The organism is Dactylosporangium sp. CA-052675 (genome assembly GCF_050947935.1).
Lineage (GTDB): Bacteria > Actinomycetota > Actinomycetes > Mycobacteriales > Micromonosporaceae > Dactylosporangium.
The window spans coordinates 6,706,172-6,726,782 of record NZ_CP192010.1 but is presented as its reverse complement, the minus strand read 5'-3'; the positions used below and the strand labels follow the sequence as shown (position 1 = coordinate 6,726,782).

Annotated in this window: 17 protein-coding genes; 2 read left to right on the top strand and 15 right to left on the bottom strand. The window is 73.0% G+C overall.

The genetic code is table 11. The annotated features are described in order from the left end of the window. Positions 1-36 precede the first annotated feature (36 nt). From ACQP1P_RS29925 to ACQP1P_RS29885, 9 genes are all read right to left on the bottom strand, one after another. Positions 37-849, bottom strand: coding sequence for a hypothetical protein (locus ACQP1P_RS29925; RefSeq protein WP_433075765.1), 813 nt, complete (start codon positions 847-849; stop codon positions 37-39). A 67-nt stretch (positions 850-916) separates the two neighbouring features. Next, positions 917-2,065, bottom strand: coding sequence for a lytic polysaccharide monooxygenase (locus ACQP1P_RS29920; protein ID WP_433075763.1), 1,149 nt, complete (start codon positions 2,063-2,065; stop codon positions 917-919). 142 nt (positions 2,066-2,207) lie between these two features. Further along, complete coding sequence (locus ACQP1P_RS29915) at positions 2,208-3,758, bottom strand: hypothetical protein (RefSeq protein ID WP_433075761.1); 1,551 nt, start codon at positions 3,756-3,758, stop codon at positions 2,208-2,210. Between the two features lie 426 nt (positions 3,759-4,184). Next, a complete protein-coding gene (locus ACQP1P_RS29910) occupies positions 4,185-6,671 on the bottom strand; it encodes a DNA gyrase/topoisomerase IV subunit A (protein ID WP_433075760.1) in 2,487 nt (828 codons plus the stop codon). Between the two features lie 26 nt (positions 6,672-6,697). Continuing rightward, on the bottom strand, positions 6,698-8,755 hold the full coding sequence (locus ACQP1P_RS29905; protein ID WP_433075758.1) for a DNA gyrase/topoisomerase IV subunit B: 2,058 nt from the start codon (positions 8,753-8,755) through the stop codon (positions 6,698-6,700). A 235-nt stretch (positions 8,756-8,990) separates the two neighbouring features. Continuing rightward, the gene (locus ACQP1P_RS29900) at positions 8,991-9,767 is read right to left on the bottom strand and encodes a hypothetical protein (protein WP_433075756.1); all 777 of its coding nucleotides are present in this window, start codon (positions 9,765-9,767) and stop codon (positions 8,991-8,993) included. A gap of 31 nt (positions 9,768-9,798) precedes the next feature. Further along, entirely contained in the window at positions 9,799-10,353 is a 555-nt protein-coding gene (locus ACQP1P_RS29895) for a hypothetical protein (RefSeq protein ID WP_433075754.1), read from the bottom strand. Between the two features lie 37 nt (positions 10,354-10,390). Then, a complete protein-coding gene (locus ACQP1P_RS29890) occupies positions 10,391-12,373 on the bottom strand; it encodes an amino acid transporter (RefSeq protein ID WP_433075752.1) in 1,983 nt (660 codons plus the stop codon). A gap of 21 nt (positions 12,374-12,394) precedes the next feature. After that, on the bottom strand, positions 12,395-13,516 hold the full coding sequence (locus ACQP1P_RS29885; protein WP_433075750.1) for a magnesium and cobalt transport protein CorA: 1,122 nt from the start codon (positions 13,514-13,516) through the stop codon (positions 12,395-12,397). 114 nt (positions 13,517-13,630) lie between these two features. Between ACQP1P_RS29885 and ACQP1P_RS29880 the strand changes: the two genes are divergently transcribed. After that, complete coding sequence (locus ACQP1P_RS29880; protein ID WP_433090159.1) at positions 13,631-14,569, top strand: ATP-binding cassette domain-containing protein; 939 nt, start codon at positions 13,631-13,633, stop codon at positions 14,567-14,569. Continuing rightward, complete coding sequence (locus ACQP1P_RS29875; protein ID WP_433075748.1) at positions 14,566-15,363, top strand: ABC transporter permease; 798 nt, start codon at positions 14,566-14,568, stop codon at positions 15,361-15,363. Before ACQP1P_RS29880 ends, ACQP1P_RS29875 begins: the two co-directional genes overlap by 4 nt. Here the strand turns inward: ACQP1P_RS29875 and ACQP1P_RS29870 are convergent. The 6 genes from ACQP1P_RS29870 to ACQP1P_RS29845 all read right to left on the bottom strand — a co-directional run bounded on the left by ACQP1P_RS29870 (position 15,345) and on the right by ACQP1P_RS29845 (position 20,026). Further along, entirely contained in the window at positions 15,345-15,995 is a 651-nt protein-coding gene (locus ACQP1P_RS29870; RefSeq protein ID WP_433075747.1) for a hypothetical protein, read from the bottom strand. The genes ACQP1P_RS29875 and ACQP1P_RS29870 overlap by 19 nt on opposite strands. 265 nt (positions 15,996-16,260) lie before the next feature. Continuing rightward, on the bottom strand, positions 16,261-16,443 hold the full coding sequence (locus ACQP1P_RS29865) for a hypothetical protein (protein WP_433075745.1): 183 nt from the start codon (positions 16,441-16,443) through the stop codon (positions 16,261-16,263). A gap of 27 nt (positions 16,444-16,470) precedes the next feature. Continuing rightward, on the bottom strand, positions 16,471-16,860 hold the full coding sequence (locus tag ACQP1P_RS29860; protein ID WP_433075743.1) for a hypothetical protein: 390 nt from the start codon (positions 16,858-16,860) through the stop codon (positions 16,471-16,473). 33 nt (positions 16,861-16,893) lie between these two features. After that, a complete protein-coding gene (locus ACQP1P_RS29855) occupies positions 16,894-17,859 on the bottom strand; it encodes a hypothetical protein (RefSeq protein ID WP_433075741.1) in 966 nt (321 codons plus the stop codon). Beyond that, positions 17,852-19,117, bottom strand: coding sequence for an MFS transporter (locus ACQP1P_RS29850; protein ID WP_433075739.1), 1,266 nt, complete (start codon positions 19,115-19,117; stop codon positions 17,852-17,854). The genes ACQP1P_RS29855 and ACQP1P_RS29850 overlap by 8 nt, the downstream gene beginning before the upstream one ends. A 57-nt stretch (positions 19,118-19,174) precedes the next feature. Then, entirely contained in the window at positions 19,175-20,026 is an 852-nt protein-coding gene (locus tag ACQP1P_RS29845) for an alkaline phosphatase family protein (RefSeq protein ID WP_433075737.1), read from the bottom strand. Positions 20,027-20,611: the final 585 nt, after the last annotated feature.

Below are 20,611 nucleotides of genomic sequence, written 5' to 3'. Positions count from 1 at the left end.
CAGCCGACCGCGTAGAGACGCCGGCCCCACGCAGACTCAGGGGCGCCGGTCCACGGAGACGGCCGCGGCCGCGGTGCCGACCTGCAGGTCGTACCGGTCCGTGGCCGTGGCGTAGTCCGCGCCGGTGGCGAGGGTCGCGCCGCCGGCCACGTTCTTGGTCACCTTGTCGTCGAGGCGCACCTCGCCGATGGTGCCGTGGTCGCCGAGCCGCAGCTGCGCGGGCACCCCGTTCGGGGCATGCACCGCGAGCCGCCCGACGCCGCCGACGTGGATCGACATGGTGCCCTCCGGCTTCGGTACCGTCACGTCGAGCTCCTGCACCCCCGCCGCGACCTCGATCCCGGCGAGGCGGCCGCCGCCGAAGTCGACGACCTGGCGCAGCCCGCCGCCGGCGAGGTTGAGCGTCCAGCGGACCTTGTCGTTGAGGTACACGTGGACGGTCGCCTGGCCGGCGATCTCGGTGCCGTTCAGGCTGAGCTTGACGTCGTCGCCCGACTCGGCCGCGACCGGCTCGACCTTGCTGCCGGGCAGGGTCGAGGCACGGTACAGCAGCCCGTCGAGCGGTTCGGCGTGGATGATCACGGACTCGGCGCCGCTGACGACGTCCAGGGTCGCCGCCTGCCGGTTGCCCAGCGCCCCCTCGACGCTGTGCACGGTCTCCTTCGGCGGCGGCGGGGCCGGCGACTGCTGCTGGGTGACGAAGACGATCGCGCCGAGCAGGGCGAGGATCGCGGCGAAGCCGATGCTGTACCGCCACACGGGCGCGAGGCCGCGGCGGTGACGGCGGGCGGGTTCGTCGGGGGCGGCCGGGTGGCGGACGCGGGTCCCGCCGGGTGCGGAGTGGGTCACGGGGGCCTCAACTGATCGGGCGGCGCCCGCACCACCGGGGATGCGGGCGCCGCGAGCGGACGAACGGTCAGGGACTCGAGCAGGTCAGCGCCGGGGCGGTGGCGGGCGCGGTACCCGTGGCGTTGAAGCCGAACGACGTGCTGGCGCCGGGTCCGAGGACCTTGTTCCAGTCGACGTTCGACACGGCGACGTTCGGGGGCTGGCCGACGAGGGTGCCGTTCCACGGCGCGCCCTCGAAGCCCTGCCCGCCCGTGTACGTCCAGCGGACCGTCCAGCCGTTGAGCGTCGACGAGCCGTTGTTCTTCACGGTGACCTGGACCTGGAAGTGCCCGGCCCACGAGCTCGGCTGGAGCGCCCAGGTCGCGGTACACCCGGATCCGCCCGGCGCCGGGGACGACGACACCGAGCGCGACGGCGACGCGGAGGCCGACGCGGATCGCGACGCCGACGGCGACACCGAGGGCGACGCCGACGCCGAACGCGACGGCGACGCCGAGCCCGATGGCCCGGTGCCGCCACCCTTGACGCCGGTGACCTCGCCGTGCCCGCCGTCGAAGACGATGTCCGAGCAGCTGAAGAAGTTCTCCTGGCTGTCGGAGCGGACCCACTGGATGAACATGATGTGCCGCCCGGTCCGGTTGGCCGGCAGCGTGGTGTCCCAGTAGTAGTAGTTGAGCGCGCCCGGGCCGCCGGACTGCGGCGGGTCGGTGGCGCTCCAGAACGACTCGAGGTCCGACCACTTGAGCGGGCTCGTCGGGTCCCAGCCGTTCTTGGTCATGTACATGTGGAACGTGCCCGGATGCGCGGCCCAGTTGCTGTAGTGCAGCTGGATCGTCGACCCGGCGGTCAGGTGCGTGGTGGGCCAGTCGGTGCGGGCGGCGTTGTACGCGGCGTACTTGGTGGTGCCGCCGCCGCAGATCTCACCGTCGTTGATGTAGCCGGTGGTGCGCCCGCCCGCGTCGGAGCGCAGGACGCCGAACCAGTCGTAGAGCGGCTGCTGCCCGCCCTGCGCCACGGCGTCGGCGCACGCCGGGTTGGTGGGGATGATCTGGCCGGTGGCCTGCAGTCCGTCGACGTAGCACAGGTAGGTGCGGCTGCCGGGGACGAGCGCGACGCCGTGCGCGTGCGCGGCGCCAGGCGCGACCAGGGTGGCCGCGACGAGTGCGGCGGCGGCGACCACGGTCGTCCACAGCGCGCCTCTGGCGATGGTTGCCAAGGGGTACCTCCTCGAGTTCGGGGCGCGGCAGAGTTGCTCGGCTCCCACGAGGTAGGCGCAGTGTGTGCGGCGTCACCACCGGCTGGCAAACATCGGACGGTGTCAATCACGGATGAGCACGGGCGGGGCGTGAAACTTACCGTCAGCCGCCCGGCTGCACGACGGTCGTGAAGCCCCCGGCGGGCACGAGCACCCGGATGCGGCCCGCCGTCGTCGTGTAGTGCTCGATCTCCTCGCCGGCCGGGTCGTTCACGCTCACCGTCGCCGGGGACTCGCCCGGCACGACGACGTCGACGGCGCGGATGCTCGTGGCGAGGCTGCGCAGCAGGGTGAGGTGGGCGCCGGTGCCCGGGTCGGCGAGGGCCATCGTGTGCATCTCGGTGCCCTCGATGCGCAGGGCGGGCTCGGCGATGCGGGCGATCGCGGCGGTGTGCGGGTCGCCGTCGAGGGCCAGCATCGCCAGCAGGCCGTGGATCGTGGACTCGGCCCCGGCGTCGCGGTGCACGACCCCGAGCCCGTCGGGCCGGTCGATGCCGTCGTAGGTGACGCCGGTCGCGGGGTCGTACATCGGGGCGCCCGCCGGGTTGTTGCCGAAGAACCACGAGGCGGCGATCCCGGCGAGCGTGCGCAGCGCGGGCCGGCCGGTGGCGCGGGCGGTGGCCAGCAGCGACTCGACGCGGGAGTGGGCCCCGTAGGCCAGTTGCACCCCGTCCAGCGTCAGCGCCTCCCGGGCGCCGGGCAGCGCGACCCGCAGGTTGTCGGGGCCGCCGCCGACGAGCAGGTGCGGGGTGAACGAGGCCGCGTCGGCGAGGGCGGCGTCGCGGGCCCCGAGGTCGCCGCACACCTCGTAGACGCGCGCGAGGGCGCCCGGGGCGAGCCCGGCCCAGCCGTGCCACTCGGTGCGGGACAGGCCGTAGGGCAGGACCGCCCCGAACGGCCACGTCCACGGGGTGCCGGTGCGCATCGCGGTCACCGCCTCGCCGAGCTGCTCGAGGACCTTCCGGGCGTCCTCGTCGCCGCTGCGCGCGGTGTACGCGCACAGGCCGAGCAGCGCCTCGCCGGTGAGATCGGCCCCGTCGGCGATGAGCCAGGCGGGCGTGGCCGTGTCGTCGACGATGCGCCACTGGCCGTACCGCTGCAGCACCTGCCGCCGCACCGCACCCAGCGCGAGGCGCAGCCGGGCGCGCAGGAAGCCGGCGAACCCGGGCTCGTCGCCGTCGAAGGCCGCGAACCCCTCGCCGAGCGCCCAGATCGTGCGGGCCAGCCACGCCGACTCGCCACCGTCGGACGGGTCGGGCTGCTCGACCGGATCGGCGCTCGGGTTGAGCCGCCCGTCGGCCTGCTGCCACAGCACCACGTTGCCGGCCCGGGGGTCGGTGTCGTCGGCGGGGGCGGTCTGCAGGTAGCACAGCCCGCGCAGCAGCTGCCGCGCCGCCGTCCGGCTCGTGGTGTCGCCCGTGGCGCGCCAGTGCCGCAGGTACACGATCGCGGCCCGGGCGATGTCGTCGGCGTTGAAGGCGCCCTGGCCGGGGTCGCCGCCGGTCGGCCGGTAGCCGCCGGGGCCGGCCTCGGCGTAGGTCCAGACGACCTCGACGGCGGGCTCCTCGGCGAGCCGGTAGGTGGTGTGCCGGGCGGTCGCCGGCGGCGCGATGCGGACGCGCAGCGCGTCCAGGTGAGCCAGGTTCGTCAGCACGGGCCCCGCTCTACCCACCCCCGCGTGGGCAAACACTCATCCCGGGGCGACCGTTGCGCGAGCTGCCTACCGTGAACGCATGGCTGCCCCGCGCACCTGGGCCCGTGCCGCGGCGGCCGGCGTCGCGTTCGCGGGCTGGCCGCCTGCACCGGCCCGGCGAAGCCCGTGACGCAGACCCCGGCATCTGGCCGGCCCTGGGGGAGCCCGTCGATCCCGGGGCGTTCCCGCTGAACATCGAGCGGACCGCCGCCATCACGTCCTGGGAGGTGCAGGCGTTCGAGCTGAGCGTCTCGAACCCGCCGGGCCGGGGGTCGCGCCCCGGTAGTGGGGGAGTCCCCGGTCATCCCCAGGACGCGACGAAGGCCCGGCCCCGGCATCGCCGCCGGGAACGGGCCTTCGTCGTCGCGTCCGGGACGAGCGGCGGCCTCAGCCGCGCTCGACCAGGTGGCCGATCAGCTCCGGGGCGCGCAGCTGGGCGCCCGAGCCGTCGCGGCGGGAGTCGGCCTGCGGCAGGTCGCGGGCGTCGCCCTTCGCGTTCGAGGCCACCGGGCGGGGGCCGATCCAGGCCAGCACCAGGTGGGTCTCGCCCTTGAGGAACCGCTGCGCGCGCACGCCGCCCGTCGCCCGGCCCTTCGCCGGGTAGAGGCGCAACGGCGTCATCTTCGCGTTGCCCATCGTCGCCGTGACGACCATCGGCTCGCCGTGCTCCGGGTCCTTCGTGACCACGGCGCCGAAGAAGATGGCCTGGGCGCCGTCGGCCAGGTTGATGCCGGCCATGCCGCCGCCCTTGAGGCCCTGCGGGCGGACCAGGTTCGCCGGGAAGCGCAGCAGGGACGCGTCGTTGCTCACGAAGGCCAGGGTCTCCGAGCCGTCGGTGAGCCAGGTCGCGCCGATCACCTCGTCGCCGTCGCGCAGGCCGATGACCTCGAACTCGTCGGAGCGCACGGGCCACTCGGGGGCGCAGATCTTCACCTGGCCGTTGCGCGTGCCGAGGGCGAGGCCCGGGGAGCCCGACTCGCGGTCGGCGAGCGGCGCGAGGCCGACCACCGTCTCGCCGGACTCCAGCGGGACCAGCTCCGACGTGGACATGCCGCCGCGCAGGGAGACGGTGCCGGGCTGGTCGGGCAGGACCGGCAGGGGCAACACGTCGACCTTGAAGGCGCGGCCGCGGCTCGTGACCAGCAGGACCTGGCCGCGGGCCGTGGTGTGCACGACCGCGCGGACGGCGTCGTGCTTGTCGCGGCCGGCCTTGCGGCTGCCCTCCGGGGCCTCCTCGGACTCGGCGGCGGTGCGGGCGACGAGGCCGGTCGCCGACAGCAGGACCTGGCACGGGTCGTCGGTGACCTCGAGCGGGCCGGCCGGGACCGAGGCCGCGAGGACCTCCTTGAGGTCGCCGTCGATGAGGGTGGTGCGGCGGGGCTGCCCGTGCTCCTTGGCGACGGCGGCGAGCTCGTCGGAGACGACCTTCTTGAGCACCTTCTCGTCGTCGAGGATCTGGCTCAGCGCCGCGATCTCCTCGTTGAGGCGCTGCTGCTCGGCCTCCAGCTCGATGCGGTCGTAGCGGGTGAGCCGCCGCAGCGGGGTGTCGAGGATGTAGGTGGCCTGGACGTCGGTGAGCCCGAACTCGCTCATCAGCCCGGCCTTGGCCGCGGCCGCGTTGTCGCTGTCGCGGATCAGGGCGATCACCCGGTCGATGTCGAGCAGGGCGATGAGCAGGCCGTCGACCAGGTGCAGGCGGTCCTGGCGCTTCTTGCGGCGGAACTCGGTGCGCCGGGTCACCACCTCGTAGCGGTGCTGCAGGAAGACCTCCAGCAGCGCCTTGAGGCCGAGGGTCTGGGGCTGGCCGTCGACGAGGACGAGGTTGTTGACGCCGAAGGACTGCTCCAGCGGGGTGAGCCGGTAGAGGTCGGACAGCAGCGCCTGCGGGTTGACGCCGACCTTGCACTCGATGACCAGGCGGGTGCCGTTCTCCCGGTCGGTGAGGTCCTTGACGTCGGCGATGCCCTGCAGCCGCTTGGTCTTGTTGACCTCGTCGGTGATCTTCTCGATCACCTTCTCGGCGCCGATGCCGTAGGGCAGCTCGGTGACCGTGATCGCCTGGCGCCCGCGGCTGCCCTCCAGCAGCCCGATCTCGACCCGGCCGCGCATGCGGACCACGCCGCGGCCGGTCTCGTAGGCCCGGCGGACCTCGTCGAGGCCGAGGAGCAGACCGCCGGTGGGCAGGTCGGGGCCGGGGACGAACTCCATGAGCTTGTCCAGGCTCGCCGCCGGGTGGTTGATCAGCCAGCGGGTCGCGGCCACGATCTCGGCGAGGTTGTGCGGGATCATGTTCGTCGCCATGCCGACCGCGATCCCGGACGAGCCGTTGACCAGCAGGTTGGGGAAGGCGGCGGGCAGCACCGACGGCTCCTGCAGGGAGCCGTCGTAGTTGGGCTTGAAGTCGACGGTGCCCTCGTCGAGCTCGCCGACGAGCAGCATCGCCTCGCGGGACATGCGGGCCTCGGTGTACCGCGACGCGGCGGGCCCGTCGTCCGGGGAGCCGAAGTTGCCGTGCCCGTCGATGAGCGGGACGTTGAGCGAGAAGTCCTGGGCCATGCGGACCATGGCGTCGTAGATCGCGCTGTCGCCGTGCGGGTGGTACTTACCCATGACGTCACCCACGACCCGGGAGGACTTCACGTGCCCCCGGTCGGGGCGGTGCCCCTGCTCGCTCATCGAGAAGAGGATCCGCCGGTGCACGGGCTTGAGCCCGTCCCGCGCGTCCGGAAGCGCCCGGGAGTGGATGACCGAGTAGGCGTACTCCAGGTAGGAGTCCTCCACCTCGGTGGTGAGCGGGTTGTTCAGCACCCGCGCACCGGCCTGGTCGAACGCGGACAGGTCGGCCTTGACCGCCTTGGTGCTCTTGCGTGCCATCGTGTTCCGTCGGCCTTCCGGGGTCGTTACGCGTCGATCGTCTCTTGGTCGACCCGCGCCGCGGAGTCGATGAGCCAGTTGCGGCGGGGCTCCACCCGCTCGCCCATGAGCAGCTCGAGGACCTCCTCGGCCCGCTCGACGTCGTCGAGGGTGATGCGCCGCACCGCCCGGGTCGCCGGGTTCATCGTGGTCTCCCACAGCTCGTCGGCGTCCATCTCGCCCAGACCCTTGAACCGGGGGATCGGCGTGACGACCTGCTTGCCGGCCTTCTCCAGCCGGGCGACCGTGCTCTCCATCTCCTGCTGCGTGTACGTATAGATCGTCTCCGGGTTGCGCCCCTTCGTGACGATCTTGTGCAGCGGCGGGACGGCCGCGTAGAGCCGCCCGTCGGCGATGGCCGGCCGCATGTACTTCGCGAACAGCGTGATGAGCAGGGTGCGGATGTGCGAGCCGTCGACGTCGGCGTCGGCCATGATCAGGATGCGGCCGTAGCGCATCGACTCGAGGTCGAAGGTGCGCCCGGAGCCGGCCCCGAGCACCTGCACGATCGCCGAGCACTCGGCGTTGTCCAGCACCTGCTGGATGTTCGCCTTCTGGACGTTGAGGATCTTGCCGCGGATCGGCAGCAGCGCCTGGTATTCCGAGGAGCGGGCCATGCGGGCCGTGCCCAGGGCGCTGTCGCCCTCGACGATGAACAGCTCGCTGCGCTGGACCCCGGTCGAGCGGCAGTCGACCAGCTTGGCCGGCATCGACGCGCCCTCGAGGGCCGTCTTGCGCCGGGCCGCGTCCTTCTGCTGTTTCTGGGTGAGCCGGACCCGGGCCGCGTCGACGATCTTCTGCAGCACCGTGCGCGCCTCGACCTTGGTCTTGCGCGCCTCGATCCAGGCCTTGACGTGCTGCTCGACGACCTGCTGCACGACCCGGGTCACGGGCGCGGTGGACAGCTCGTCCTTGGTCTGGGAGGTGAACTGCGGCTCGGGGATGCGCACGTGGATGACCGCGGTCATGCCCTCGAGCACGTCCTCCAGCGTCGGCAGGTCCTCCTTGGGGCGCAGCAGGCCACGGGTGTTGCGGATGGCCTCGGTCAGCGCCCGCAGCGCGCCGCGCTCGAAGCCGCGCCGGTGCGTGCCGCCGTGCATGTTGCGGATGGTGTTGGTGAACGACTCGACGACCCGCTCGTAGCCGGTGCCCCAGCGCAGCGCGATCTCGACCTCGGCCCGCCGCTCGACGTTGGCCTTCATCACGCCGTTCTCGTCGGCGGCGTTCTCCTTGTAGGTGCCCTCGCCGTTGATGAGCAGCGTGCCGCAGACCGGCTTGTCGCCGCTGGGGGCCAGGAACTCCACCATGTCGGCGAGGCCGTTGGGGTAGTGGTAGGTCTCGGTCTCGATCGAGCCCTGCGTGGCGTCCTTGAGCACGTAGGTCACGCCCGGCACCAGGAACGCGGTGTTGCGCAGCTTGGCCCGCACCGCCTCGGGGTCCAGGGCCGCGCCGGCCTCGAAGTAGCGCGCGTCGTGCCAGTAGCGGGTGGAGGTGCCGGTGGACGAGCCGCGCTTCATCCGCCCCTGCACGACGAGGCCGCCGCCGCGGCGGAACTTCGAGTTGGCGTTGGGCCCGTCGAACTCGCCCGGCACGCCGTGCTGGAACGACATGTGGTGGATCTTGCCGTCGCGGCGCACGGTCACGTCGTAGCGCGTCGACAGGGCGTTGACCGCCGAGGCGCCGACGCCGTGCAGGCCGCCGGAGGTCTTGTACCCCGACCCGCCGAACTTCCCGCCCGCGTGCAGCTTCGTGAGCACCAGCTCGACGCCGGACATCCCGGACTTGGCGTGCACGTCCACGGGGATGCCGCGGCCGTCGTCGTCGACCTGCACCGACCCGTCGGCGTGCAGCGTCACCTCGATGCGGGTGGCGTATCCGGCGATGCCCTCGTCGGTGCAGTTGTCCACGATCTCGTTGAACAGGTGGGCGACGCCGCGGCTGTCGGTCGAGCCGATGTACATGCCCGGTCGCTTGCGGACGGCGTCGAGCCCTTCGAGGAGCGTGAGGTCTGCTGCCCCGTACAAGGTCTCGGGTTGTGCGGTCAACTCGGCTCTCTCCAATGGTCCTGGTCCCTGTGCTGCCCGCGAGCGTAGACCTAGGGTCTGACACTTTTTCGGCACCCTGGTGACATGTGGCCCCCGACGCGCCGGATTTCCGGATCGGTGCCGGTCCAAACCACGGCTGGTACGCGAGCCCGCTTCGGGGCCGCGACCTCGGATGATACTGCGCGCCGGCCGGAGAGCCACGGATCGGCGCGCGACGGTGCGGGTCAGATGCGCATCAGATGTCGACGCGGGCGCGGCCGTTGCTGAAGTGCCGTACCGCCGCCAGGATCTCGTCCTCCGAGCGGTCCGCGAAGTTCAGGGTCGCGGTGAAGCCCGAGCCGTAGAACAGCTTCATGAACGCGGCGTCGACCTGGGTGAACGCGCCGAGGCTGCCCTCCACGCGCGGGTCGCGCGGCTTGACCACGAGCATCTTCTCCAGGCCCCAGCGCCGCCGCCGGATCTGCTCGACGCCCTCCCACGGCAGCCAGACGGCCTGGCCGCGGGTCGGCCGCGTCTTGATCCACAGCCCGTTCGGGGCGAGGGCGAGCACCGGCCCGCCCGAGGCGACGAGGAAGATCTGCAGCCCGAACGCCACGGCGATCACGACGGCCAGGCAGAGCACGATGCCGACCAGCGCCACCGCGTCGCCGCTGGTGTGGTTCGGGTCGTTGCCGGCGGTCAGGGCCAGCCCGAGCGGGCAGGCGAACAGCAGCAGCAGGACCGCGGCGATCGGCCCGAGCACCAGGACGCGCTTGAGCACGCTGGGCCGGGCGACGAACGGCAGGGTGTCCGGGATGCGCTTGGTGATCGGCACCTGGGGCGGCGGCGCGTAGCCGGGCGGGGGCACCGCGCGCGGGGAGCCGTAGCCGCCGGGCGGCAGCAGCTCGCCCGAGATCGGCACGTTGGCCGGTGGGGCCGGGGGCGGCGGTGGCGGGGGAGGTGGCTGCGGCCGGTTCCACGCCGGCGGCCGGGGCCCCGAGGTCGGGCCGGAGGGAGAGGTCGGCTCCGTCACGGCGACACCTTAACCCCGGCGCGCCCGGCGGTCACGCGCCGCCGGTGCGATCGACCCACGACGTGTAGCCGCGGGTGGCGTCGTAGCCGCCGTCCATGTAGTGCTCCCGCAGATCCGCACGGGTCAGGAAGACCGCGGCGAAGATCAGCAGGGCGACCGCGACGAGCCCGGCGATCCCGTGCGGCCACACGTACCAGTCCGGCACGACCTGCGCGTATTCCGCCCGCAGCTCGGCGGGCTCCTCGCCGGTCGGGGCCACCGCCCACTGCGGCCCGCCGACCAGGAAGCACAGCGTGGTCAGCGCGATGAGCGGCCCGAACACCCACACCGCGGTGCGGGCCTTGCTGGAGGGCCGGCGCAGGAAGACGGCGATCACGGCGAGCACCAGCGCGGAGACGCCCGCGGTGGCGAGGCTGTTGAGCATGTCCGTCCGTGCCTGGGCGAGCTGGCCGTCGGAGACCATCCTCGTGTGCAGCCCGGCGAGGTGCGCGAGCGCCGCCCAGGACAGCGCGGCGGCGATGCCGAGCAGCAGCGCCGAGCCGATCACCGACCAGTGCACCAGCCGGGCCTGTTTGAAGACGGGCATGTGGCCTCCCCCGAAGTCCGGGGTACACGCTATCGCGTCAGCCCCCCACGTGGATGCCCGGACGGCGGGACGGGTCCGGCTCCGACGAGCGGATGATCTCGCGCACCACGGGCGCCGTGTCGCCGCGGCCGAGGATGAGGTACCGGAACAGGTGCCCGAGCGGATTGCCCTCCGCCCACTCGAAGTAGGCGTGCGGGCGGACCCCGGTCGCGTCGCGCAGGGCGAGCAGCACCGCCGCGATCGCGTTGGGGGCCGCCGGGCTCTCGGTGCGCAGCACCCGGTAGCCGTCCACCTCGACCCCGCGCACGCACAGGGTGCCGGAGAACGCCGACGGGTCCACGACGTCGACCTCCAGGAACAGGATGTCGGCGCGGCCCGGCACTGGGTTGTGGCCGCGCTGCTCGGACTCCTTGTCCTCGTACTCCGCCCTGTCCCCGCTCTGCCGGCGGTTCGCCACGATGTTGAGCTCGCCGTCGTGCTCGATCGACTCGGTGACGAAGCGGCGGGCGGCGTCGTCGAACTCGATCGCGTCGGCGCGCAGCTCGGTGGTGCGGCTGACCCGCGAGACGAGCGACACCACGACGATCCCGGCGATGAAGACCGCGGAGATGAGGATGCCGTCGGGCTTCTCGATCACGTTGGCGCCCAGCGCGTACAGCAGGATCAGCGTCAGCACCGTGAACCCGATCCCCGCGAGGCGCTGACCGGCCCGCCACGCCGAGATCGTGACCGCCACGGCGCCGGAGACCATCATGGCCAGGATGCCGGTCGCGTAGGCCCCGGCCTGCGCGTTGACGTCGGCGCCGAACGCGACCGTGATGCCGATGCTGATCGCGGTGTAGACCAGCACGATCGGCCGCACCGCCCGGCCCCACTCCGGCGCCATGCCGTAGGACGGCAGGTAGCGGGGGATGATGTTGATGAGCCCGGCCATCGCCGACGCGCCCGCGAACCACAGGATGAGCACGCTGCTGATGTCGTAGACGGTGCCGAACGCCTCGCCGATCTTCTCGTGCGCGAGGTAGGCCAGCGCCCGCCCGGCCGCCTTCCCGCCCTCCTCGAACTCCCGCTGCGGGATCAGCACGGTGGTGATGAAGCTCGTCGCGATGAGGTACACCGACATGATCGCGGCCGCGGCCGTGAGCAGCTTCTTGGTATTGGCCAGGCGCGACGCCCGCCGCTGCTCGGCGTTGTCGCCCTCGGCGGCCACGAGCGGCATCATGCTGACCCCGGTCTCGAAGCCGGACAGGCCCAGCACCAGCGACGGGAACGCGATCACGGCCGGCAGCAGCAGCCCGAACCCGCCGCCGTGCCCGGTGCTCAGCGCGTGCGTCCAGTCCGACAGCGCCCCGGCGGTGGTGAACACGTCGACCAGGCCGACGACCACGATGACCGCGTTGAGCAGGAGGAACACCCCGACGAGCGGGATCGCCACGGCGACCGCCTCGCTGAAGCCGAGCAGGAACACGCCGCCCAGGATGAGCAGCAGCACCACGGTGATGATCACCGCGTGGCCGTGCATGAAGCTCGGGAACACGGGGTTCTCGAGCATGTGCACGGAGGCGTCGGCGGCACTCAGGGTGATCGTGATGATCCATGAGGTGGCGACGAAGCCGAGCAGCACCAGCACGAAGATCTTGCCCCGCCAGAAGGGCAGGAGCGTCTCCAGCATCGCCACGGAGCCCTGGCCGTGCGGGCTCTCCCGGGCCACGCGGCGGTACATCGGCAGCATCCCCAGCAGCGTGAGCGCCACGATGAGCAGGGTCGCCAGCGGGGAGAGGGCCCCGGCGGCCAGCGCGGCGATGGCCGGCAGGTAGGACAGCGTGGAGAAGTAGTCCACGCCGGTCAGCGTCATCACCTTCCACCAGGCCTGCGGCTTGGCGTGCGCCTCGTCGCTCTCCGGCCCGACCGGGGCGACGCGGTGCTCCAGCAGCCAGCGCCCGATCGGGCCGCCGGGACGCTCCCTGGGCTCCGGGCTCTCCACCCGGGCGGGGACCAGGTATTCGGGCGTGGTCGTCATGACCCCTCGGCAATCATCCGGTCAAAGCCATCTCGATTTGCGGAACAAGCGGTAGAGCACCAGCATCCCGCCGGTCATCACCAGCACCGCCGCGCCGAAGCCCCAGCGCCACGACGTGCCCGGCATGTGGTCGAAGTTCATCCCGTAGACCCCGGCGACCGCGGTCGGCACCGCGGCCATCGCCGCCCACGCGGCAATCTTGCGCATGTCATTGTTCTGGTCGAGCCCGACCTGCGCCAGCCGGGCCTGCAGGATCGAGTCGAGCAGCTCGTTGTACGTCCCGACGCGCTCCACCACCTGGTTGAGCCGGCCCAGCACGTCGGTGAAGGGCTGGCGCAGCCCCGGCGGCAGCTCGGAGGCGATGTCGGTCATCAGCCGCAGCGGCGCCTGCAGCGGCAGCACGGCCCGCTTGAACTCGACCAGCTCCCGCTTGAGCTGGTAGATCTGCTGCACGTCGCAGCCGCCCTGGCGCCGGAACGCGGTCTCCTCGAGCTTCTCCACGTCCTGCTCCACGCGGGTGGCCACGTCGTGGTAGACCTCGACCATCCGCTCGATCACCGCGTAGCCGACCGCCCACGGGCCCTGCCCGAGCAGGCTCGGCCGCCGCTGCAGCCCCTCGCGCACGTCGGCGAGGGCGCCCGCCCCGCCGTGGCGCACCGACACCACGAAGTGCGCGCCGATGAGCAGCGTGACCGCGCCGGTGTCGACGACCTCGGAGGTCTCCGTCAGCTCGGCGTGCTCGACGTACCGCGCCGTGCGCAGCGTGAGCACCGTCACGTCCCCGCGCCGCTGGATGGCCGGGCGGCGCTCGGCGTCGAGCGTCTGGTCGACGATCGCCTCGTCGGCCCCGATCGTCTCGGCGATCGCGGTGAACTGCGACCAGCTCGGCTCGAACAGGCCCAGCCACACGAAGCCGTTGCGCCGGCGCCGGGCCGCGGCGAAGGCCTCGGCGAACGAGGGGCGGCCCGGCTGGCGGCCGCCGCGCACGTACAGCGCGCAGTCCATGACCGCCGCGTCCTCCTCCGGGCGCGGCAGGAGCTGCGGCATCGCCTCCGGGGGCTGGATGCCCTGCAGCACCCGGCCGATCAGCCGCCCGACCCGGCGGCCGACCCGGCGGCCCGGGCTGAGCTGGGTGTCGTTCATGAGCCGTCACGGTACCGCCGCCGCGCACGTCAGCCGCGTGTCGGGTCGTGTCGGTCGCGTGTCGGCGCCGTGTCGGTCGCGGCGGGCAGAGTCCGGGACGTGACGAACGACGTGATGGTCGAGGCGAGCGGCCTCGTCAAGCACTTCGGCCAGACGAAGGCGCTGCAGGGCGTCGACCTGGTCATCCCGCGCGGGACCGTGCACGGCGTGCTCGGCCCCAACGGCGCCGGCAAGACCACCGCCGTGCGCATCCTGTCCACGCTCATCCGGCCCGACGCCGGCACGGCCCGCATCGGCGGGCACGACGTGGTCCACGACGCCGGGAGGGTCCGCGCGTCGATCGGGCTGACCGGGCAGTACGCCTCCGTCGACGAGGATCTCACCGGCCGGCAGAACCTCGTGCTCTTCGGCACCCTGCTGGACCTGGGCCGCAAGGGCGCCCGGGCGCGGGCCGCCGAGCTGCTGGCGTGGTTCGACCTGACCGGTGCCGCCGACCGGCCGGCCAAGACCTACTCCGGGGGCATGCGCCGCCGCCTGGACCTGGCCGCGAGCCTGGTGGGCCGCCCCGACGTGATCTTCCTCGACGAGCCGACGACCGGCCTGGACCCGGCCAAGCGCGAGGACATGTGGGAGGTCGTGCGCAAGCTGGTGCGCGAGGGGTCCACGGTGCTGCTGACCACCCAGTACCTCGAGGAGGCCGAGGCCCTTGCCGATGAGATCACGGTCATCGACCACGGCCGGGTCATCGCCCACGACACGCCCGAGGGGCTCAAGCGGATCGTCGGCGGCCAGACCCTCGAGGTGCGCCCGTCCGACGAGCGCGACCTGCCCCGCGCCGCCGAGATCCTGACGATGGTCTCCTCGGGCGCCGCCGCCGACCAGATCCGCGCCGGCGTGCTGGCCGTGCCCGTCTCCGGCGACGCCGCCATGGCCGAGGCCGTGGCCAAGCTGACCGCCGAGGGCATCGCCGTCACCGAGCTCTCCCTGCACCTGCCCTCGCTCGACGAGGTCTTCTTCTCCCTCACGTCCGAGCCCGCGGAGGTTCCGGCATGACCACCCTCGTCCTCGACCGGCCCGCGCCGAAGCCGTTCAAGCTGCTGCGCCACTCCCTCGAGCTCACCCGGCGCAGCCTCATCAAGACGATGCGCACGCCCGAGCAGCTCATCGACGTGACCGTCCAGCCGGCCCTGTTCATGATCATCTTCGTCTACGTCTTCGGCGGCGCGATCTCCGGCTCGACCCACGACTACCTGCAGTTCGTGATGCCGGGCATCCTGGCCCAGACGATCGCCATGGGCGCGATCTCGATCGGCGTGAACCTCAACACCGACATCGAGAAGGGCATCTTCGACCGGTTCCGCTCCCTGCCGATCCCCCGGGCGGCACCGCTGATCGGCGCGGTCCTCGGGGACGTCGTGCGGTACCTCCTGGTGACGATCTCCACCTTCGCCTTCGCCTACGTCCTGGGCTTCCGCATCGGCTCCGACCCGCTGCACGCGGTCGCCGGCGCGCTGCTCGCCGTCGTGTTCGCGCTGTCGCTGTCCTGGGCCCCGGTGCTCATCGGCATGCTGGCCCGCACCTCGGGCGCGGTGCAGGGCATCTGCTTCCTGGTCGTGCTGCCGCTGACCTTCGCGTCCAACGTGTTCGTCGGCACCGCGACGCTGCCGGGCTGGATGCAGGGGTTCGTGCGCAACAACCCGCTGACCCACCTGGTCGAGGCGATGCGCGGGCTGTTCCTGGGCACGCCCGGCTACGGGGTGCACGTGTGGTGGACGCTGGGTTGGTCGGCCGCCCTCGTCGCGGTGTTCATGCCGCTGGCGCTGCGGGCCTACCGCCGCAAGGTCTGAAGGTGCGGGTCCGCCAGCTCCCGGATGCGGTCGGTGACCTCGGTCATCGGCCGCATCCGCCACACCGCGAGCCGCTGCCGCGCCGCCGGGCCGGGCTCGCGGGCGGCGTCGAGCACCGGGTCGGCACCGGGGCCGAACAGGTGCATCGCGACCGGTGCGCAGCGCTCGCCCAGCGCCCACAGCTCCCGCGCCGTCGCCGGGTCGCCGAGGTGCGCGGCGAGGGCCGCCGCGCACAGCGCCCAGGAGCCCAGCGCGGGCACGTCGATGCCGCCGACCGCCTCGGCACCGGAGTCGAACAGGTGCATCGCGACCGGTGAGCAGCGCTCGCCCAGCGCCCACAGCTCCCGCGCCGACGCCGGGTCGCCGAGGTGCGCGGCGAGGGCCGCCGCGCACAGCGCCCAGGAGCCCAGCGCGGGCACGTCGATGCCGCCGACCGCCTCGGCGCGGACGTCCGCCAGCAGCCCGGTCGCCCGCCCGGCCCCGGCCCGCCCGCGGGGGCGCAGGTGGAAGGCGGCCGCGGCGACGAAGAACACCACGCGGGGCTGAGGAACCGGCGCCCCGGCCTGCTCGGCGCTCGCCGGTGAGGTCCACGGACTCGGGGAACAGCGCGCGGGCGGCGCCGGCGTGCTCATGGGCGGAGGCGAAGTCGCGGTCGCGCAGCGCGGCGCGGGCGGCGTCGAGGCGGGCGGCGTCGAGGCGGGCGGCGTCGAGGCGGGCGGCGTCGAGGCGGGCGGCGTCGAGGCGGGCGGCGTCGAGGCGGGCCCGGACCAGAACCGTGTCCGGCTCCACGTCCGCGGCGGAGACCTGGTATCCGCCCGGCACCGCCGTCACCGGCAGGCCGAGCCGGCGAGCGCGGGCGATCAGCGCGTGGACGGCCCCGGCGGCGAGCGCGGGCGATCAGCGCGTGGACGGCCCCGGCGGCGTCCTCGGGCGCCGCCCCGCCCACACGGCCTCGGCGAGCGCGGCGGCGGTGACGGTGCGGCCGCGCGCGCCGACGAGCGCGCGGACCACGGCGGCGAGGCGCTCACCGCGCACCGGGCGGCCGTCGACGGCCAGCCCGCCCAGGGTGGTGATCCGCACCGGGCAAGCATGCCACCGCGGCCGGGCTCAGCGGGTGGCGGTCTGCTGGGAGTCGTCGAGGAGGGCGTACAGCAGCGTGCCGAGCACCACCAGGGTGCCGGCGAACACGGCCCAGCCCAGCGCCAGCCCCGCGATCACGACGACCACGCACTGGAAGAGCATCGCCAGGAAGGCCATCCGGCGGGCGTGGCGGTCGCGGGCGGCCGCCGCGGCGAGTCCGGCGGCGAGGACGACGAGGAGCACGGCGAGTACGACCCCCGTGATCTTGACCGCCACCTGGGCGGCGGACGGGTCGGCGCCGGCCAGCGACATGGAGTAGGCGTCGATCACCCCGCCCAGGGCGAACAGCGTGACCCCGATGACCAGGCCTTCCAGGAGGATCCCCACGGCCGCTATGAGCAGCGCCAGCGTTCGCATCCGGTCAAGTTACTCTTTGGTAAGCCTCGATTTCTAGTAGACGCGTGCGGGGGACTCGGCGTCGGGCACGAGCACGGCCGGGGCCCCGGTGCCGTCGGCCGGCACGGACCAGACGTCGGCGTGGTCCCGGTCGCGCGGCAGCGCGTACATCACCGTGCGCTCGTCCCGCCAGGCGATCTGGTCGTCGACGCTGCGGGTCTCGGCGAGCACCGTGGTCCGCAGGGTCGCCCGGTCCAGGACGGCCGGGCGCCAGCCCTTCGCCGGGTCGGCGCCGACGGCCTGCTTGAACGCGATGCGGGTGCCGTCGGGCGACAGCGACGGGCACTCGACGTTCTCGGCCAGGGTGCGCAGGGTGCGGGCGGTGAGGTCGCCCTCGACGAGGTACCGCCGGCCCTGGGTCGACATCGTGGCGTAGAAGGTCCGGTCGTCCGGCGCGAACGTGACGCCCCAGAAGTTGACGTCGGCGGCCTGGTACGCCCGGCCGTCCCTGGTGAGCGCGAACGTCTCCAGGGTGTCGGCCAGCAGGTCGCCGGAGGTCGCGTCGAGCACCCCGACGCGGGTCGAGAACCGCCCGCCGTTGTACGAGTCGCCGGTGACGAACGCCGTCCACGTCACCAGCCGCCCGTCGGCCGAGACGCGGGCCCGGTTCGGGACGCCCACCATCGGGTACGTGTCCCGCTCGCGCAGGCTCCCGTCGAGCACGGCGACCTGGTAGGTCGCGAGCGGGCCGTCGGGGCGCAGGCAGATGACGGTCTCCGCGGCGGCGTAGACGCGGTTGCAGCTGACGGCCGAGACCGTGCGCGTGGTGCCGCCCACGACCGCGAGGCGCCCCATCGACCCGTCGGCGGTGCTGCGGACGAGCAGGTCCCCGGGCTGGAGGTGGACGGCCTCGGCGGCGGCCGCGGCGGCATCGTTGCGGTGCGCGGCCCTGAAAATGTAGGCCGCGGCCCCTCCGGCGAGGATCACCGCCACGATCGACGTTGCCAGGATCTTACGCAATGTCTGCCGTACCTCTCCGGAAGATCGAGGTGACGAGGGCGAGCGCGGCCATGGTGGCCGCGGCGGCCGCGAGCAGCGCCGGGCCGGGCCCCCATAGCTGCCACGCGAGGCCGAACAGGACCGAGGAGACCAGATAGGCCAGGGACTGCCCGCTCTGCACCAGGGCGATGCCGGTCGTGCGCAGCGGCTCCGGGAGCAGCGGCCCGGCGAGCGCCATCAGCACGCCGTCGGTCGCCGCGTAGAACGCGCCGTAGAGGGCCACCGTGAGCACCAGCATCGGCACGCCGCCGAGCCCGGCGGCGAGCAGCAGGTAGACGACCGCGAGCGCGGCGAACCCGGCAAGGTAGACGCGGGCGCGCCCGGCACGGTCGGCGAGGCGGCCCAGCGGGACGGCGAGGAGCAGATAGACGAGGCTGGTGCCGACGGCGAGCAGCGGAAACCATCCGACGGCGAGATCGTGGCGGCGCTGCAGCACCAGGTAGACGAACCCGTCGCCGATGGTGGCCAGACCCATGACGGCCGCGGCGAGCACGACGAGCCGGAAGTCCCGGCGCGCGAGCAGCGCGGCGGCGGCGCGCACGGAGACGGCCGCGGGTGCCGTGGGCCGGCTCCGGGAGGGTTCGCTCGCCCGGGCCGGGCCGCGGTGCTCGGGCACGAAGGTGAGCAGGACGAACACGCCCAGCGCGGCGATGGCGAAGCTCGTCACGAACACGGCGTCGAAGGACTGCGCCGAGGCGCCCAGGACCGCCACCGCGACCAGCGGGCCGGCGAAGGCGCCCACGCTGTCCATCGCGCGGTGCACGCCGAAGGCCCGCCCCAGGCGGTCCGGCGGCGTGGACAGCGTGATGAGCGCGTCGCGCGGGGCGGTGCGCAGGCCCTTGCCCGCGCGGTCGGCGACGATCACGGCGCTGAGCAGCGGGACCGACGAGCCCGCGGCGAGCAGGCCCAGCTTGGCGACCGCGGAGATGCCGTAGCCGGCGGCGGCGACGGCCTTGCGGCGGCGGATGCGGTCGGCCACGTAGCCGCCGACGAGGCGCAGCAGCGCGGTGGCGCCCGTGTAGAGCCCGTCGACCACGCCGTAGCCGAGGGGGCCGAGGTGCAGGCCCAGCATGAGGTACAGCGGCAGGATCGCGGCCACCATCTCCGACGAGACGTCGGTGATCAGGCTCACCGTGCCCAGGGCGAGCACCGTGGCGGCGACGCGGGTGCCGCGCGGGGCGGGGCCGGTGGCCGGCTTGTCCACTGTGGACAGGTACACGTCAGCCTCTCGGATGGCCGGGAGGCGCCCCGCTGGAGACGGGGCGCCCGGTGCGGATCAGTTCCAGACGTCCGTGATCGGGGACAGGCTCGCCGCGCCGCCGATGCCCGGCAGGCCGTACGCGCCCTCGATGGTGCGCAGGACGTTGTAGTGGTTGATCTTCTCGGCGTAGGAGCCGGCCTGCACGTGCGCGCCGACGAAGACCGTGAAAATCTGGTTCAGGGCCAGGCGGTTGTCCTCGTCGAACGTCACGATCAGCAGGCTGTTGTGCGTCTTGGCCCACTGCGCGTAGGCGTCGAGGTTGTTCTTGAGCCACGTGTCGCCGGTGCCGACCGAGCAGTCGTGCATGTCGTTGCACATGTTCGGCGAGACGAACGCGACCGTCGGCAGCGAGGCGTAGTTCGACGACGCGGGGAAGCTCGCGTACGTCAGGTTCGACGCCGCGGGCACGCTCGAGAAGTCGACCCAGCCGTTGTGCTTACGCTGGTAGTTGCCGCTCGAGCAGCCGGTGTAGCCGTTCGAGGGCATGGACTCGGAGTAGCCCTTGAACGACAGCCCGGCGCCCGACAGCTGCGACTGCAGGTTGGTGCCGGTGAAGTTCTTCGGGCAGTCGTCGCTGGTCACGCCCTGGGTGGAGCCCGAGAACAGCGCGATATAGTTCGGCTGGCTCGGGTGCGTGATCGCGTAGGACTTGGTGAACTTCGCGCCCTGGCTCGCCAGGGCGTTGAAGTACGGGGCGGAGCCGGCGCCGCTGATCTGGGAGTACGCGTGGTTCTCGAACATCACCAGAACGATGTGATCGAAGCGCGGAACCCCGGTGGCGGCCTGCGCGGTGGACGCCGCGGCGGTCAGGCCGGTGGCGACGAGGGCAGTGGTCGCCAGCGCGAACACCACCCGACGAATCGACATGTGCAGATTCCCCCTTTGCTGGGCAGGGACGACGCCACATCGTGCGTATCGATAGATACAAGATCATGATTCTTGCTGGTCCACCAGGCGTGCGCCGGGTGAACAACAGAAACTCCCCGCACGCTTTCCTGCCGGCGTGGGTGTTTGCTGGTCGCGTCCGGGTTGGCGGTGCTCGTCCGCTCCGGATCATCGCCGTCGGCCGCGGTGCCCTCGGCCTCGCGCTCGTCGGCACGGCGATCCGACCACTGCCCGCGTCGCTCGGCCTTTGCCGACGGTGCGCGCGCGATGCTGCAGTGTTGTGTCGCGGCTCGCTTCGACCCTTGGCGCGGCGCTGCGGCTCGCGGGGGCGGTCGGCTCCGACGGCGCGTTCGAGAGGCGGCGGGGTGTCGGGCAAGGGTGGCCGGGGGCGAGTGGCGCATAGGCGTGGAGCTGGCCCGTGTCGTGAACCTTCCGTGCGCGCGTTTGACGTCCGCCGACGCTCTTCCGGGCCGCGCGGGTGCGGCCGCGCACCTCGGAGTTGCGCCAAGCGAGCCGTGCGGGTGCGCGCCGTCTTGTGGCCGTCGTGACGGAAAATCGTTGCGGTCC

Coding starts and splice junctions, on each gene's coding strand:
- ACQP1P_RS29880 (WP_433090159.1), top strand. CDS start 13,631: ATGGTCGAGGCGAGCGGCCTCGTCAAGCACTTCGGCCAGACGAAGGCG.
- ACQP1P_RS29875 (WP_433075748.1), top strand. CDS start 14,566: ATGACCACCCTCGTCCTCGACCGGCCCGCGCCGAAGCCGTTCAAGCTG.
- ACQP1P_RS29870 (WP_433075747.1), bottom strand. CDS start 15,995: ATGAGCACGCCGGCGCCGCCCGCGCGCTGTTCCCCGAGTCCGTGGACC.
- ACQP1P_RS29860 (WP_433075743.1), bottom strand. CDS start 16,860: ATGCGAACGCTGGCGCTGCTCATAGCGGCCGTGGGGATCCTCCTGGAA.
- ACQP1P_RS29885 (WP_433075750.1), bottom strand. CDS start 13,516: ATGAACGACACCCAGCTCAGCCCGGGCCGCCGGGTCGGCCGCCGGGTC.
- ACQP1P_RS29845 (WP_433075737.1), bottom strand. CDS start 20,026: ATGTCGATTCGTCGGGTGGTGTTCGCGCTGGCGACCACTGCCCTCGTC.
- ACQP1P_RS29895 (WP_433075754.1), bottom strand. CDS start 10,353: ATGCCCGTCTTCAAACAGGCCCGGCTGGTGCACTGGTCGGTGATCGGC.
- ACQP1P_RS29890 (WP_433075752.1), bottom strand. CDS start 12,373: ATGACGACCACGCCCGAATACCTGGTCCCCGCCCGGGTGGAGAGCCCG.
- ACQP1P_RS29910 (WP_433075760.1), bottom strand. CDS start 6,671: ATGGCACGCAAGAGCACCAAGGCGGTCAAGGCCGACCTGTCCGCGTTC.